The sequence below is a fragment of the Chloroflexota bacterium genome (genome assembly GCA_020161265.1).
GTDB lineage: Bacteria > Chloroflexota > Chloroflexia > Chloroflexales > Herpetosiphonaceae > Herpetosiphon.
In genome coordinates this window covers 175,255-192,613 of sequence record JAIUOC010000007.1, presented here as the reverse complement: position 1 = coordinate 192,613, position 17,359 = coordinate 175,255, and the positions used below count along the sequence as shown (strand labels likewise).

General features: G+C 52.7%; 5 protein-coding genes. 4 read left to right on the top strand and 1 reads right to left on the bottom strand.

Annotation, left to right across the window (positions count from 1 at the left end):
- Positions 1-221: 221 nt before the first annotated feature.
- From LCH85_16880 to LCH85_16870, 3 genes are all read left to right on the top strand, one after another.
- Positions 222-3,131, top strand: a complete 2,910-nt coding sequence (locus LCH85_16880; protein MCA0353669.1) for a DEAD/DEAH box helicase — start codon at positions 222-224, stop codon at positions 3,129-3,131.
- Positions 3,132-3,348: 217 nt separating this feature from the next.
- Positions 3,349-7,344 (top strand): N-6 DNA methylase, encoded by a 3,996-nt coding sequence (locus LCH85_16875; GenBank protein ID MCA0353668.1) that lies wholly within the window; start codon positions 3,349-3,351, stop codon positions 7,342-7,344.
- Positions 7,345-8,048: 704 nt separating this feature from the next.
- Positions 8,049-9,581 carry a hypothetical protein gene (locus LCH85_16870; GenBank protein MCA0353667.1) on the top strand — a complete coding sequence of 511 codons (1,533 nt, stop codon included), beginning with the start codon at positions 8,049-8,051 and terminating at the stop codon, positions 9,579-9,581.
- Positions 9,582-9,615: 34 nt separating this feature from the next.
- Here the strand turns inward: LCH85_16870 and LCH85_16865 are convergent, their stop codons facing one another.
- Complete coding sequence (locus LCH85_16865; GenBank protein ID MCA0353666.1) at positions 9,616-9,816, bottom strand: XisI protein; 201 nt, start codon at positions 9,814-9,816, stop codon at positions 9,616-9,618.
- A 280-nt stretch (positions 9,817-10,096) separates the two neighbouring features.
- Here LCH85_16865 and LCH85_16860 point away from each other — a divergent pair, with 280 nt between their 5' ends.
- The gene (locus LCH85_16860) at positions 10,097-17,221 is read left to right on the top strand and encodes an IPT/TIG domain-containing protein (protein MCA0353665.1); all 7,125 of its coding nucleotides are present in this window, start codon (positions 10,097-10,099) and stop codon (positions 17,219-17,221) included.
- Positions 17,222-17,359 lie beyond the last annotated feature (138 nt).

Sequence of the window (17,359 nt, the reverse complement as noted above, 5' to 3'; positions counted from 1 at the left end):
GTATACTGGGCTGAGATGCCCTCACCCCCTAGCTCCTGCTTTACAAGGATAGGTTTTTAACAATGATTGGGTGGGATTTGCGGTCGATGGTCATGCCCTCACTCCCTCGCCCCCTCGCCCGCAGACGAGCGAGGGGGAACTACTAAACCAAAAGCACGCCTCGCCCGCCGCAGTGGGAGCGGGGTTGGGGGTGAGGGGCTTAAAACCTTGAGGTGAATTGAATGGCGCAGTTTCGGGTTGGCTCGATTGTTCGCTGTCGGAATCGTGAGTGGGTCGTGCAACCATCAACCCATCCTGATATTTTGCAGCTGCGACCACTTGGTGGGATTGATGGCGAAAGCTGTGGAATTTATCTGCCAATCGAGGGCGATACGGTTACAACCGCCCAGTTTCCGCCACCTGATCCGGCCATGGCTGGCGATTTTGTGGCTGGGCAGTTGTTGCGTAACGCCGCCCGCCTGAGTTTGCGCAATGGGGCTGGGCCGTTTCGTTCGTTGGGCCGCTTGGGTGCACGCCCACGGCCATACCAGCTTGTGCCGTTGTTGATGGCGCTGCGCCTCGACCCAGTGCGCTTGCTGATTGCCGATGATGTTGGGGTTGGTAAAACGGTTGAGGCGGCCCTGATTGTGCGCGAATTGCTCGATCGCGGTGAAATTAAGCGCTTTACGGTGCTGTGCCCGCCGCATCTCTGCGACCAGTGGAGCCGTGAGTTGGAGCAGAAATTTGGTATCGAGGCAACCGTCGTGCGTTCGAGCACTGCCGCCGCCCTTGATCGCACGCTGCCCAACAGCGATATTAGTGTCTTCGAGTATTATCCTTTTACGGTTGCTAGCATTGATTACGTTAAACATGATCGGCATCGGGCGAACTTTTTGCGAGCTTGCCCCGAATTGGTGATTGTTGATGAGGTGCATACGGCGGCGCGGCCAAGCGGCCCTGGCTCCGGTCAACAACAACGCTATGATCTGATTCGGGCGGTAGCCGACGATCAGGAACGGCATTTGTTGTTGTTGTCGGCCACGCCTCACAGTGGAATTGAGGATGCCTTTGTGTCGTTGTTGGGTTTGCTGCGCCCTGAATTTGAAACCTATTCGATGACCAACCTCAGCTCCAAGCAGCGCGATCTGCTGGCTCAACATTTTGTGCAGCGCCGCCGTGGCGATGTTGTGCGTTGGTTGGATGAAGAAACGCCGTTTCCAAAGCGTGAACATATGCTGCGTGATGCCACTGGCAATCGTGATATTACCTATCGCCTCGCTCAATCATCGGCTTATCGTAGTTTGTTTAATGAGGTGTTTGAGTTTGCCCGCGAGTTGGTGCACGAAAGCTTGCGCGAGGCTAATGCACCACGGGTTGCGGCTCGCACACGGGTGCGCTATTGGGCGGCGCTGGCCTTGTTGCGCTGTGTAATGAGCAGCCCCGCCGCTGCTGAAAAAGCCTTGATGACTCGCGCTCGTAAAGATCCAACGACCCAAGCTGATGATCTGAGTTTAACGTTTGATGATGAGTTGTTTAGTAGTGCGATTCACGACCGCAGCACACCCGCTGCTGATGATGATGTTGAGCCGACCCATGTGATCGAGGAAGGCAGCACTGCTAGCGAGGCCGCCCGCTTACAAAAATTTGCTGAAAAGGCGCGACAATTGCGCGGCGCAAACGACCCCAAGTTGCAAAGTATTGTGCCAGTCGTGGCGCGTTTGCTGAAGGATGATTTTCAGCCAATTATTTATTGTCGCTATATCGCAACAGCTAGGTATGTGGCCGAGGAGTTGACTCGTGCCCTGAAGCCTGGCAACGATACGCGCATTTTGGCGGTAACTGGCGATCATAGCGAGGAAGAACGCGAAAGTTTAATTGCTGAATTGAGCGCTAGCCCCCGCCGCCTGTTGGTGGCAACCGATTGTTTGAGCGAGGGCATCAATTTGCAAGAGGCTTTCAATGCAGTGATTCACTACGATTTGCCCTGGAATCCCAATCGCTTGGAGCAACGGGAGGGGCGGGTTGATCGCTATGGTCAGCCAGCGCCAGTTGTGCGTATGGCTTTGGTGCGCGGCGAGGATAACCCTATCGACGAGGCGGTGATGCGGGTGTTGTTGCGCAAAGCGGTCACCATCCATCGCACGCTTGGCATTAGCGTGCCCTTGCCAGTCAGTAATGAAACGGTTGTCGATGCGCTGATTGCAACCTTGTTTAAGCCGCCAGCAACTCAGTTGACCATGTTTGAGGCAATCGATCCGGCGACCTTTGCGGCGGCTGAACAAACCTTGGCCGAGGTCGAGTTGCAGTGGGCACAAGCTGAACACCAAGCTGAGCAGAGCCGCACTCGTTTTGCCCAACATCGGATTCAGCCCCAAGAGGTGGCGCGTGAGCTTGAGGAAAGTGATGCGGTGCTGGGCGATGCTGATACGGTGCGCTCATTTGTGCGTGCTAGTTGCGAGCGAATTGGTGCGCCATTGGTGGCGCTGGGTGCGCATGCTCCCGACCATTGGCGCGTGCCGATTATTCAATTGCCGCTGCCTGTGCGCGAACGGGTCGAGCCGTTGTTGCGCAATAAGGCGACTGAGCTACTGATCACGTTCACAGGGGTTGCTGCTGAGGGCGTGCTATTGGTTGGGCGTAATCATCCGCTGACAATGGCTTTGGCTGATTATGCCTTGGAAACTGCCTTGACTCCCGAGGATGGTTTGCCCGTTCCGGCGGCGCGATCAGGGGTGTTGCGTACAAAAGCGGTCGAACGGCGCACCTTTTTGGCCTTGTTGCGGGTGCGGATGCTGATTGCGACCAAACGCAATGAGCCGCTGTTGGCCGAGGAGTTGGTGGTGGCGGGGTTTGTGCGCGAGCCAGGTGGTTTTCGTAGCCTTGAGCCAGCAACGGCCCTTGATCTATTAACCAATGCCTTGCCTGATGCTAATATTGCCCACGCTGATCGCGAACACCAATTGCATGCGGCGCTTGATCTATTGCCGCAGCTCGCTGCCGATCTCACCAGTTTGGCTCATGCTCGCGCCGAACGCTTGGCTGAATCGCACTCGCGGGTGCGCACGGCTACGCGCATGGCAGGCAAAGTTAGCGTCGAGCCGCATTTACCGCCCGATGTGTTGGGCTTGTATGTGTTGTTGCCTTTGGCATAGAGCATAGAGCATAGAGCATAGAGCATAGAGCATAGAACATAGAACATAGAGCATAGAACATAGAGCATAGAGCATAGAACATAGAGCGAGGGGGAAGCAAGCATGCAGGGTGGAACACAGCCTTCGCGTCCTTCGCGTTCTTCGCGGTTTCGCCCTTTGTGGCCTTCGTGCACTTCGTGGATCAGCAATAGCCATATTCTAAGTTTGGGGGAATTTGATGAAATATACGGCGATTATCACCGAGGGCGGGTTGCTGCCTGCCGATATGCTTCAAGCGATTGCCGAGGGTGAGCAGGGCAGCCTTGCTGGTCAGCGCCCAGCCGATTTTGGCTTGCCTGCTAATCGCCGGATGAGCGATGATATTGCTGCTGCTTGGGGCCAAGTGCGGGCGCAATGGCAGATTTTTCAGGCGGCAATCGAGCGTCGCCCCCAAGATTCGCACACAACCTTGACCCGCCGTTATTGGGTCGAGCCGTTTTTGCAATTGATCGGCTATGAGCCAACCAGCACCAAAAGCGCTCGCCGCGTTGATAATCGCACCTATGCTATCAGTCATTCCGCTGATGAGCACGATGATTCGCCGCCTATTCATATCGAAGGGATTAAGACTGATATCGACCGCCGCCCCGAAAGTGGTCGCCCACGGATTTCGCCCCACGCTTTGATGCAGGAATATCTCAATAGCACTGAGCACACTTGGGGGATTGTGACCAATGGCAGGCGTTTGCGCTTGCTGCGTGATTCGTCGCAAACCACTCGCCCAAGTTTTGTCGAGTTCGATTTGGAGTCGCTGGTGACTGGCCAGTTGTTCAATGAGTTTGCGCTGCTTTATCGGATTTTGCATCGCACGCGCTTGCCAATTACCAGCGCCGATACCACCCAATCGTTGCTCGAACAATACCATCAGCAGGCGCGTGAGGCTGGCGGTCGGGTGCGCGAGGGCTTGCGCGAAGGGGTTGAAAAGGCACTCAAGTTGCTGGGCCAAGGCTTGTTGCGCCATCCACGTAACAGCGATTTGCGCCAGCGCTTTGCCACCAATCAATTAACTCCGCTGGAATATTATCGCCAGTTGCTCAAGTTGGTCTATCGTTTGCTGTTTTTGATGGTCGCTGAGGATCGCGGGTTGATCGAGGCGGAAACTGCCAGCGATGAATTATCGGAATTGGCGCAGCGTGGCACGCCCAGCGAACGGTTGAAATTGTATTATGAGCATTATAGCGTTGGCCGTTTGCGCCGTTTGGCCGAGGTGCGCGGCGCTGGTCGCGGCCCTTACGATGATATTTGGCTGGCGCTGCAACAGACGTTTCGGATTTTTGAGGGCACTGATCTTAAAGCCAATCGCTTGGGCATCGCGGCGCTTGATGGCGATTTGTTTGGCGAAGGCGCAATTGGGGCGCTCGAAACTGCCCATTTGCGCAATGCCGATGTTTTAGCGGCGCTGCGGGCGCTCTCGATCTATGCCGATCCGCAGTCGCGGGCTTTGCGGCGGGTCAATTATGCGGCGCTCGATGTCGAGGAGCTTGGTAGTGTCTATGAGTCGTTGCTCGATTATCGTCCGGTGGTCGTTGGCACAAGCTTCGATTTGGTTGCTGGCACCGAGCGCAAAACCACCGGTTCGTATTACACTCGCCCCGAATTGGTGCAGGAGCTGATCAAGAGTGCGCTTGAGCCAATTATTGCCGAGCGCTTGCGCGATAAAAATCCGGAACAAGCTTTGCTTTCAATTACGGTCTGCGACCCCGCTTGTGGTTCGGGCCACTTTTTGCTGGCCGCCGCTCGCCGCATCGGGCGCGAACTGGCACGGGTGCGCTCCGGCGAGGATCAGCCAACCCCCGATCAGTTTCGCCATGCGGTGCGCGATGTGATTACCCACTGTATTTATGGAGTCGATTTCAATCCGTTGGCGGTCGATTTGTGTAAATTGGCGCTGTGGATCGAGGGCCATTGCGCGGGCATGCCGCTTTCGTTTATCGATGCCCATATTCGTTGGGGCAATAGTTTGGTTGGCGCAACTGAAGAACTGGTTAATCAAGGGATTCCCGATGATGCGTTTAAGCCAGTGACTGGCGACGATAAAACCATCGCGAGCAATTTGCGCAAACGCAACAAGCGCGAACGCGAGGATATTGCCAGCGGCCAAATTACCATGAATCTTGCGCCCAGCCAGCTTGATTATGCGACGCTCGGTCGAGCTACGCGCCAACTTGAGGCGCTGCCCGATGATAGCGTGGCGGCAGTGCGGGCCAAAGCGGCTGGCTATGCGCGCATGCGCGAGCAAGAACGCCCAAACTGGACGCGCTACAATCTTTGGACGGCGGCTTTTTTCCAGCCGATCACCAAGGATAGCGAGCGGCTGATTCCAACTAGCGCTACCTTGCACGCCTTTGATACGGCCCGCCAAAGTGTCAGCGCTGGCCTGTTGGCTTGGGTCGATGGCCTTGCCGACCAGCCTGAAATGCGCTTTTTCCATTGGGAGCTGGAGTTTCCGCATATTTGTGGCGAAGGTAGCCCGCGTGGTTTCGATGTGATTTTGGGCAACCCGCCGTGGGAGCGGATCAAGCTGCAAGAGCAGGAGCATTGGGTCGATGTGGCCGAGATTCGCGAGGCGGCCAATAAAGCAGCACGTGAGAAGTTGCTCAAGGCGTGGGCCAGCAGCAACGAACCAAGCAAGCAACAGCGCTATGCCAAATTTGAGCATGCCAAATATATTGCCGAGGCTGCTAGCCGCTTTATTCGGGTTTCGCAGCGCTACCCACTGACGGCAGTTGGCGATGTCAATACCTATGCCTTGTTTTCCGAGCTTGATCGCGATTTGATCAATCGTAAAGGCCGCGCAGGCATTATTGTGCCAACTGGCATCGCCACCGATGATACAACTAAAGCCTTTTTTGGCGATTTAATCAAGAAACAATCATTAGAAAGGTTGATTGGTTTTGAAAATGAAGCATTTATTTTTCCTGAAGTACATAACGCTTTCAAATTCTGTGCACTTACAATGGTAGGAAATGGTATTTCTAGCGAAACCCCTGACTTCATTTTCTTATGTAGGTATTTTAGTGATATAGAACAGGATGCTAGACATTTTAATATGACTAGCGATGAATTCGCCTTAATTAATCCCAATACTCTGAATTGCCCTATATTTCGTACTAAAACTGATGCACAGTTAACGAAAAAAATTTATCGGATTGCCCCAATCTTAGATAACCAAAAAACAAAACAAAATCCTTGGAATATATCGTTTGGTACAATGTTTCATATGGCAAATGATAGTGGTTTATTTAAAAACGAATCCTCACGCGATAGAATGCCTTTATATGAAGCAAAAATGATATGGCAATTTGATCATAGATTTGCATCACTCATAGGCAAAGAAAATGCTGGCAACAGATTATCCAGAAAATATGAAGGCTGGTATGGTGCAGATTATGGCAACCCAGAAGATCTTCCAATTCCCACATACTGGATTGATAGAGAGAGTATAGAGGATCGTATTCCAAGTAAGCATCAAAATAAGTGGTTATTGGTATTTCGTGATATTACTAGCAGTGTTGTTGAACGAACGGCGATTTTTAGCCTGATTCCACGAGTGGCGGTAGGCCATACCGCACCTTTGATTTTCCTAACAGATATTAATTCTAGCTTGTTTTCCTGCTTCTTAAGCATAGTTAATAGCCTTTGCTTTGACTACATAGTACGACAGAAGATTGGTGGCACACATTTAACCTTTAGCTATGTCAAACAACTACCCGTGCTGCCACCCGAACGCTTTGATGCAGCCCAGCTAGCCTTCATCGTGCCGCGAGTTTTAGAGCTGGTCTATACCGCGTGGGATCTGCAACCGTTCGCCGCAGATGTATGGGCCGAGCTTGACGAAGCGGGGCGGCAGGCCATTTTAGCCCAAAATGCCGAGTGCAACCGAGGTGCGCCGCCAGAGTGGTTCAGCCCACGTGCTGGTTTTGCTTTGCCACCCTTCCGCTGGAGCGACGAACGGCGGGCGGTATTGCGGGCCGAGCTTGATGCGCGGATTGCGCGATTGTATGGGCTAAGCCGCGACGAACTGCGCTACATCCTCGATCCGGCTGAGGTCTATGGCCCCGACTTCCCGGGCGAAACCTTCCGAGTGCTGAAAGAAAAAGAGCTGAAGCAGTATGGCGAGTATCGCACGCGGCGCTTAGTGCTCGAAGCGTGGGATGGGGAGGATAGAGCATAGAACATAGAACATAGAACATAGAACATAGAGCATAGAGCATAGAGCATGAGCATAGAACATAGAACATAGAACATAGAGCATAGAGCATAGAACATAGAACATAATATGGGGTTTAACGCAGAGGCGCAGAGGGTCAGGAGCTATGGGCTTTTGGCTATCGGTGATTAGTTGGAAATTCTACTTCGTGCAATTCGTGGCTCCAAAAACTGAACCTTCGTGTCCTTCGTGTCCTTCGTGGATCAATAGCCCATAGCCCGCTTCGTGCAATTTGTGGAATTCGTGGCTCCAAAAACTGAACCTTCGTGTCCTTCGTGTCCTTCGTGGATCAATAACCCCTATGCTGGTGAGCACAAAGGGGAAACTGATTTTTCATATCTTTGGGGCACTGGCGGAATTTGAACGGACGCTCATTTTTGTGCTCTCGTGCAATTCAGCCCTGGTTGTGTCTGTAACGAGGGCTGAATTGTGTTTGCGCATAATCAAGCTGATTAATCACCTGTTGAAAGGTACTATTGGTACTTGACCTCCAAAAACAACAGCGTATAATGGCCCTATTCAGCGAGAGAATTTGCTATTTCCCAACCAATAGTTGCGTTATTGTTTGAGCCTCTGCTGTCGCCATCAAGCGACGTTTGGCTTATTCTCTTTGTTGCGATCCCGCGATCAAGCACGTATGAGCATCTATTGTGAGGAGATGAGGAGCGATGCTTCAACCACAACCACGCTTTCGACCAGCCCTGCTTTGGTGGATTATCGGCCTCGTGCTGCTGATTATGGTTTTTCCAAAAGCCAACCCGTCAGTGACGGCCGCCCCCTTGAGTGATAATTATGTGCGGGTAAGTGCAGGGGGCAGACATACCTGTGCGATCAAGGGCGTCCGAACCCTTCAATGCTGGGGATATGATCAATCGTATGAGACAAGCCCACCCGTTGGCGAATATAGTGAGGTGAGTTCAGGTACCTATTTCAGTTGTGCGATTCGCTATTCTGCCCGAACGCTTGCCTGTTGGGGGTCCAATACCAATGGGCAAACCAATGCACCAAGTGGAACCTTTGACCTTCTTGATTCGGGTGAATGGCATAGCTGTGGCATTAAGACGGATCAACGGCTGCAGTGCTGGGGTTTTAATATAGATGGTGCACTAAATGCCCCAGCAGGAACCTATACAAAGCTGAGTGTTGGGGGTGGCTATGCTTGTGCGATTGATACAAGCCAAGCGCTCGCATGTTGGGGCCAAGAATCACGAACAATTCCAGCACCGCCAATTGGTAGTTATCGTGATATTGATGTTGGCTATGATACGGCTTGTGCGCTGGCCGTCGATAACAGTGTGACCTGTTGGGACCATTCAGGCTACCAACAAATGCTAAATCCACCGTCAAATGCTACCTATAGCCAAGTTAGTATTGGCGGGAGCCATGGTTGTGGACTCATTATTAATACGACAACCGTGACTTGTTGGGGGCAAGGTTTAGCATCTGTTGCGCCAGCAGGCAGTTTTAGAAGTGTTAGTTCTGGATACGATTTTACATGTGCGATTAAGTTTGATCGCCGGATTTTGTGTTGGGGTGAGAATAATTATGGGCAACTCAATGTGCCAATTGAAAGCACCCCAACCAGAACCCCGACCAGAACCTCAACAGCAACTCGAACTGCAACCCCAACCAATACCGCTACCGCGACCGATGTGCCAACGGCAACCGCGACTGACGAACCAACCGTAACGGCCACGGCAACCGATGCTCCAACGGCAACGGCGACCGATATACCAAGCCCAACCGCGACTGACGAACCAACCGCAACGGCGACGGCAACCGCGACCGCAACGGCCACTGATATTCCAACGGCAACGGCGACCGATGTACCAAGCCCAACCGCAACTGATGTACCAACGGCGACCGCAACTGATGTACCGACGGCGACGGCAATGGCGACCGCGACCGCTGAGCCAACGGCCACTGATATTCCAACGGCAACGGCGACCGCCACGGCAACGGCGACCGATGTACCAAGCCCAACCGCAACTGATGTACCGACCGCGACCGCCACGGCGACGGCGACCGATATACCAAGCCCAACCGCAACTGATGTACCAAGCCCAACCGCAACTGCTGTACCGACGGCGACCGATGTACCAACGGCGACCGCCACGGCGACGGCGACCGATGTACCAAGCCCAACGGCAACAACATCGATTATGCGCTGTTATATTCCTTGGGTATCCAACAATAATTAGGTTTGTGGAGGTGGCAGCATTGCGCGAATAATCCTTAATAGCCCGTTTGCTCCGTTGTCATCTGTTTCACCGTGCTTGACACATTCCGTGGGGAATTTACAGTTAAGCCCAAATAGCGGTTGGCGCTTGGATCGAAGACCGTTTCGGTCTGGAGATCTCCATAGGCGTAGGGGATCTGAGTCAAGGCACTGAGCACCTGTTCAATGATTGACTGGTAGGACATTAAGGTAGTCATTGCACAATTTCCTCCGTGTGAGGGTCAAAAACAAGCAAGCGAATGCGCTAATTTGCGAGGAGCACATCGCCAACCGGTTCGGCAAAGAGCGAATGGAACACTGCGACATGAATGGCGAGTTAGAGCACGCGATCTGGTTCGATTCGAAAGCGCCCTCGCCCGCCGCAGTGGGAGAGGGGTTTGGGGGTGAGGGATCTCCACTTGGTAGGAAATGTCAAGTTTTTTGGGCTGCGTTCAATTAGAGTAGCTGCATCTGAGATTCGTTCAAGGAGGCAGCTCTATGCGTTGGCGCAAATTCTATCTCGTGATGATCGTTATTTTGTGGCTTGGCTGGCTCGTGCCGCCGCGTTCCACGCAAATTTCAGCTGTTCAGGCGGCTGAAGCTCAACTCCAAACCAGCCAAGCCAGCAGTAGCGATGCTGGCCAAGCCGCCGGATTCAGCAACAGCTATGCGGCTGTGCCACTAGCAGCAACCCCTAATTTTGCTGGCAATTGGTCGCTTGAAGCTTGGATTTACCCAACTACAACCTCAGGCTGTCGCAATATTTTGGGTATGAATTATAACAATGGCCTGTGGTTTGGTCTGTGTGGCGGCTTGTTGCGGGCGCATCGTGGCACGGCCAGCTTTGCCCAAAGTGCCACCGCTGTGCCAGCCAATCAATGGTCGCATGTGGCGGTCAGCACCTATTATGATAACGATGGCGAACAGTATATCGCTGAATTTTTTATCAATGGCGAGCGCGAAGGCTTTTATCCGCTCGATGGGGATGGCACGGTTTCAACCGCCCGCGAACTGCGAATTGGCAACGATGCAGGCGATTTTTGGCTGGGTCAATTGGCCGAAATTCGGGTGTGGAATTATAGCCGGGGTGAATACAACATTCGCCGCGATATGCACTCGACGCTTGATCAAGCTCCAGCTGGCTTGCTGGCGCAATGGCATTTAACCAATGGCTCGTTGCGCGATAGCATCAGCGATGTGGCGGCAGTGGCGCAAGGCACAATCAGTTTTTCGGGCTTTGTCTCGCCTGCCTTGCCCGCAACCACGCCAGTTGATCAATATTTTAATAGCTTGGAGCTACGCAGCTATGGTGCGACCAGCGTTTATCTGCCTAGTAGCGACGAGGCTTTGTTGATTGGTGGCTATCGTGAAGGCTCAGTGAGCGCCACAATTCATGCGATTAACGCTGGCGATGGCAGTAGCCAAATTCGCGGCAACTTGCCAGTGCCGTTGGCCTTGGCTAGCGCGGCCTATGCCGAATCCAACAATACGGTCTATGTTTTTGGTGGTAGCCTCGACAACCAACATACCACCGTCGATACAATTTATGCGCTCAATCCACAAACTGGTGAGGTGCGCACCCTCGCTGCCCGCTTGCCGCAGGCGCTTGATCTCGCGGCGGTCGTCTATCATCCAGTTCTCAACAAAATTGTTATTTTAGGTGGTTATACCCCAGCACTTGGCCCGCTCGATCAGATTGTGGTATTTGATGTAGCTACTGAATCAATTTCTCTATCAGCTAGTATTCTGCCAGACAGAATTTATGCTACAAATGCCGTTTATTCTAGCGCAACCCAAAACATCTATTTAATTGGCGGAACTAACGCAAGCACTAACTTTGCCACAATTACTGAATTGGTGCTTAATGCTGATTCAAGCGTTAGCGCGACGGCGCTTGCTGCCCAATTGCCCAAGCCTGATACGGCGCTCGTCAGTTTTGAAGACCCAAGCAGCAAATTGATTTATGTGATGAACGGGCGGGCAACCAACCGCGTTGTGGCGTTTGATCCCCAAACTGCGCAAGTTTGGCGCACGCCCTTGGAATTACCGACCAATAGTGTCAACACGGCAGCCGCCTACCTGCCAGCAGGTTCAAAAATCCAACCATTTGCCAGCGCAATCTATTCGCCACGCCAGCGCCATGCCCTAATTCTAGGCGGCGGCGAGTTTGGCGGCTTTGGCACCAATAGCATTTGGCGCATTTATTTGGGCGATGGGCCGTTGGTGCAGCTTGGGCGTTGGGATTTCCAAGGCTTTGCTGGCGGCACGGTTCAATCGATTGATGGTGATGGTGCCAATTTGTTGGTTGGCAATAGCGATGGCATGTGGCATTTCAGCGAATCAGCCAGCATCCCAACCAATGCCCCAACCCAGCAATTTTACCCAACCACTACCGCCGTTGGTAGCGTTAACTGGGATACATTCAACAGTGTGGCCTATTTTGGCGCTGGCAAAAACGTCTATCGCGGCCAAAATGGCGGTTCTACGCTGATCTACGATGGAAGTTGGATGGCCGATGGCACAGTGAAGGCGCTGCATACCTTGGCGAATGGCTTACCTGCGATTGGCCGCGACACGATTGGTAGCACAGCAATTGCCTCGTATCAAGTGCCCAATGGCTCGTTGGGTAACTACACCTACCAGAATGTTGGGCCTGGCTGTTCGCAAACTACCTCAATTCGCACTAGCCCGCGTTCAACCCCAATCTTTCTAGAATATTGGGCGATTAACCAGTTGGTCAATAATTGTGGCCCACATCGCCAGAATTTTGGCGCACAGCTGCCACCCGAAGATTATTACCCACGGCTGTATCGCGTGCGTAAGCTTGCCGCTGCCAACACAAATTGGGCGGTGGTCGATTTTGGGGTCTTGTGTAATGCCTTGCCGTTTCAGGCTCGCACCATGGCAATTGGCCAAAATGGCGATTTATGGGTTGCTGGCGATACGGGCGTTTGCCGCTATCCAGCCGCCAATTTGCCTGATAGTGCCAACCCAGTTTTTAATATTTTCGATCTGCCCTATGCCAACAACGCCCATCAGGTCGATGTTGATGCTGATGGCCGCATTTGGTTTAGCAGCGACAATGGCCTAAGTGCTTTTGAAGTGCGCCGCGATGGACAAGCCCCGGTCGCCAGCCTACGCGCCAGCGATTTTACCCATGTCAATGCACCGATTGGCGCAAAAACAGGCTTGAGTGGATTAGTTGCGCTGAGTGCAGTTGGCGAAAAAGTTTATACGGCCCGCAACAATATGCTCTATAGCAATGCTCCACGTTGGAACCAATTTGATGTGGGTGCTGAAATCGAGCGATTATGGACGGTGCGTGGGCGCTTGTTTGCCGCAACTGCCACGATGCTGCATGTGCTTGAGCCAGATGGCCTGACGTGGCGACATTATGCCGTGACTGCTTATGATGTTGAAGCCGACCACCAAGGCCGAATTTGGGTCGCGCATAGCAACGGCGTTCAGCTTTGGCAGCCAACCGCAGCCTGGCAAGATGTCGCAAATCTCAGCCTGAGCGAACCAGTTTATAGCCTTGCCGCTGATGCTGCTGGCCGCATGTGGCTGGGCTTGGGCGATGGCGTAGGCTTGTATGATCGTGGGCGGTTGGTAACTCGCGTGGCTTTGCCATTGGTTGGAACTCACGCAACCACGTTGTTGGTTGGCATTGATAACGCCTTGTGGGCAGGAACGAGCAATGGGATAGCCCGTTTCGATGCAGTTACGGCCACATGGCAGGAGTTTAGCGTAGCCAATGGTGGCTTACCAGCCAGCGATACAATTACTGATCTGTTGGAACGCCCTGATGGCAGCATTATTGCCAGCACAACCACTGGCTTAGTGCGTAAATCGCTGACCGCCAATAGTTTTGTAGCGGTTGCGGGGAGCACTCGCCCTGCACGATTAGCCAACGACGAACGCGGGCGTTTGTGGGCAGGAGCCAGCGTCGAAACCCAAGCCAACGTTTGGCAATGGTTTTATTGGGCCAACAGCGGCATTCGTTCGAACAACGTGCGAGCAATCGCCGCCGATCAGAGCGATCGGGTTTGGTTTGCCCATCCTGATGGTGGCATTAGTGTGCGCGGGGCGTTTTTGCCGCCGCTGGCCGAAGAAATTCCAGTCATCAGCCAGATTACGCCAACCAGTGCGGCCTATGGTCAGGTGGTCGAGATTATTGGCTCGGGCTTTGGCAACGACCTGAATTTAGATGTTCAGATTGGTGGCGCCACTCCATCGCTCATTTCAGTCTCGCCGACGCTGATTCGCGTGGCGATTACTAAACATAATCTTAGTGGTACGGTGAATGTGCGGCGTGGCTTGCGACGAGCCAGCCTTGGCACGAGCAGTAATCCAGCCTTTTGTGCGATTCCAACAATTAAACATATTTCCCCAACGGGTACAAATGTTGGTGGCATTATCACAATCAACGGCTCTAATTTTGATCCCAATGCGATGATTAGTATGGGAACTGGCACGCCGCGCCGTGGGGTGCAAAGCTCGATCGACGCACGGCATCAAGTTAGTAGCGGTGATACATCGGGCAATTTATTAGTGCAAAATAGCTGTGCTGGTATGCAAGCTCAGGTTGGTGATGTGCGCCGAATTAACGTCGGAATTAATCAGGTGCAATTAAATCAAGGCTATATCGGCTTTGCCCCGCTGGACAGTAATAACCCTCAACGCCAAAAATTATGGTCGAATAACGCCACCATGGCCTCGGTATTTGTGCATACCAGTCAAGCTTTGCGCCCAACCGATCGCTTGATGCTTGATCAAGTACTGGTGCGCATGGGACAGACTGGCCAGCCCAATCGGCGCGATTATGCTGTGCCAGTTTCGTATAGCGCCTTGCCAACTACGGTTGGACTACCGCCAGCTGCCACGTATCGCGATGTGGCGAATGCGCTGAATGTGCCAAATATTATTTATCCCGCTGATGGCCCGACCACAGTTGATGTGTTGCTCAAGAATGGTAGTGCCATTGCGACGAGTACCAGTTTTGAGGTCGATGTTACCCCAACTGATCCAATTCGCTTGCTGCTCGTGCCGGTTGTGCCCGACGCAATGAGTGCTAGCGCGATTAAGCAATGGCTCGATGCAATCGAACCAAACATGGCGGATTTTCGCTGGCGGGTGTTTCCTGGTGGAATTGCTCCAATCCGATCGAGTATTATCATTCCGTCAACTGCGATTAGTGAATCGGGCATGTTTAAGGTTGAAGATGGCGATGCCTTTGACGAATTTGGTATGCAGCTTGAAAATACTCGTTTGCGCTATAACGCATTAAACAAAGACCGAATTATGGTCGCGATGGGCGTGATCCATCCAAGCGTGGTTGATCCTGCGAGCAAAGCCGCTGGGATGGCAAGGCTCGGTCAAAGTAGCGATTGGTCGCCAGACCCCGAGTGCGAAAACGCTGGTTACTATCTCAGCCAAGCTGGGCAAGACGATTGTAATGATGAAGATCCACGCTTTGTGGGCTGGGGGATTGGCGATGGCAACATTGGCAAAACGCTAGCCCATGAGTTAGGCCACATGATGGGAATGGTTGAGGAAGATCAGCCTACCTATATCGATTATGGCATGCCCGGCGGTGATAATCACTCCACGACGAGCGAACTACGCTACATCACCAGTCTTTTGCCATCAAATTGTGGCGGGGTTGATCCGGCGATCTTTTCAGCGGATTTGACCTTGGTGCGCCAACCAGGTGTCAGTGAGCCGATGGTCAATCCAATTACTGGACTACAATTGCCTAATGTTTTGGACGGAACTAGCGAATCATCGGCGAATCGGCCCAAGGCTATTTTGAGTTATGCCTGTGATCGTGGCAATGCTAATAGCTTTTTTGAGCCAAGCGATGTTAGTTTTATGCGCCGCGAACGGTTCGGTGTGCTCCGCCCACTGTATGAATTTGCCCCTGAGCGTGAACGATTGGCAACTCCCAGCGATGAGCCAGAACGTTTACATATCGCAGGCAGTATTTCACCAATTGCTGGAGCAATCGCAGGCACAATTGATCGTGTTGAATTAAAGCCCGCTACCAGTGCCAAAAGCCTCGATTATCAAACCAATTATCAGTTGGTGCAATATGATGCTGAGGGCAACGAGCTTGCGCGACGCGGTGTATTGGCGACCTTCCATGTGCCGCCGCATAACCACGAGCCTGGCACGCCAATTATTCACGATCATCCAAATCAACTCAACGGCTTGTTTTCAGCCACGATTCCCAAGGCCGAGGGCGTGGTGCGGGTCGATTTAGTCCATCAACAAAGCCAATTAGCCACTTGGAGCGCCGGCCCGACTATTCCTAGCGTCAGCATTAGCAGCAATTTGGCTCAGCGCTATGCAGCTAATCAACAAATTAGCTTTGCATGGCAAGTTGCCGATGCCGATGGCGATCCGTTGGCAGTTTCGATTGAATGGAGTGCTGATGATGGCGCAACCTGGCAAGCGATCGCCAGTGCCACAGCCAGCGGTAGCCGCGAGATCGATCTGGCCCAGTTGGCTGGTACAAGCAGTGGGCGTTTGCGGGTCTGGGTCAGCGATGGCTTGCATGCTAATAGTGCTACCAGCGAATTGTTGAGCATCGCCGATCAAGCGCCAAGTGCGGCGATTATTGCGCCGAGTGCGAACGCCCAGTTGCTTGAAAACCAAGCAATCAGCTTCTTGGGTTTGTCCAATGATCCGCAAACTGGCGTATTGAGCACGAGTGCTAGTTTACATTGGTTTAGCGACCGCGACGGCGATCTTGGCAGTGGCGCGGAATTGTATCGCCAACTCAGTGTTGGTCAGCATACAATTAGCCTGACCGCGATCAATCCAGCTGGCCTGCAAACCGTTAGCACTACCATGATCGAAGTGCTGGCCGATTACGATGGTGATGGCTTGCGCGATCAGCAAGAGCTTGATCTAGGCCTAAATCTTCTGACTGATCACGATGCCTTGGGTGATGCTGATGGTGATGGCTTGAGCTATCGAGTCGAACTAGTGCGCCAAACTGATCCGAACAATCCTGATACTGATGGCGATGGTCGCTCTGATGCTAGCGAAGTTGAGGATGGTGGCGATCCCTTGACGAGCGATGTAGCGCCTGTTGATCAATTGCATATTTGGCCGCCAAGCCTTGAATTTGAGGTTGATTTGGCGCAGGATATTCAATTGCCCCAACGCGCCTTAACCTTGCTGAGTCGAGCGGGAACCGATGTAACCCTCTCCAGCAATGCTACTTGGCTGGATCTCAGTGGGGTCAGTGGCACAACACCGCTAGCAATCACAGCAGTGTTGAACCCAAGTTTATTGCGCAATGGCAGCCAAACCGCCACGGTTAGCATTAGTTCAAGCCTTGGCAATTTCAGCATTCCAGTTACGGTTAATGCGAGCAACAAAGCCGATTTCTGCGATGCTAACGGCTCTGGTAGCCTGACGGCAGCAGATGTGGCGGCAGTGCAAGCCTTGGTTGGGGCTAGTGTTGGCGATGAATTATATGATTATCATGCTGATATTAACCGCGATGGCACGATTGACCAAAGCGATGTCAATCTGCTTAACAGCTGTATTCAAGAACTGAGCAACACAACGCCACATATCATCTATCTGCCAGCGATTCAACGTCACTGGTAAGTAATGGCATTTGACCGCAACAGCTCCATGAATAACATTTTCATGGAGCTGTTGATATTTAAAAATGTGTTACCTTAAAGCAACGCCAAGGCCTGCCCGAGGCTTTGGCTAGTTGTGGGGTGCTAGTGTGAAGAATCC

Excerpts from the sequence above, each read along its gene's own strand:
- LCH85_16860 (MCA0353665.1), top strand. The coding sequence starts at position 10,097 with ATGCGTTGGCGCAAATTCTATCTCGTGATGATCGTTATTTTGTGGCTT.
- LCH85_16875 (MCA0353668.1), top strand. The coding sequence starts at position 3,349 with ATGAAATATACGGCGATTATCACCGAGGGCGGGTTGCTGCCTGCCGAT.
- LCH85_16870 (MCA0353667.1), top strand. The coding sequence starts at position 8,049 with ATGCTTCAACCACAACCACGCTTTCGACCAGCCCTGCTTTGGTGGATT.
- LCH85_16865 (MCA0353666.1), bottom strand. The coding sequence starts at position 9,816 with ATGACTACCTTAATGTCCTACCAGTCAATCATTGAACAGGTGCTCAGT.
- LCH85_16880 (MCA0353669.1), top strand. The coding sequence starts at position 222 with ATGGCGCAGTTTCGGGTTGGCTCGATTGTTCGCTGTCGGAATCGTGAG.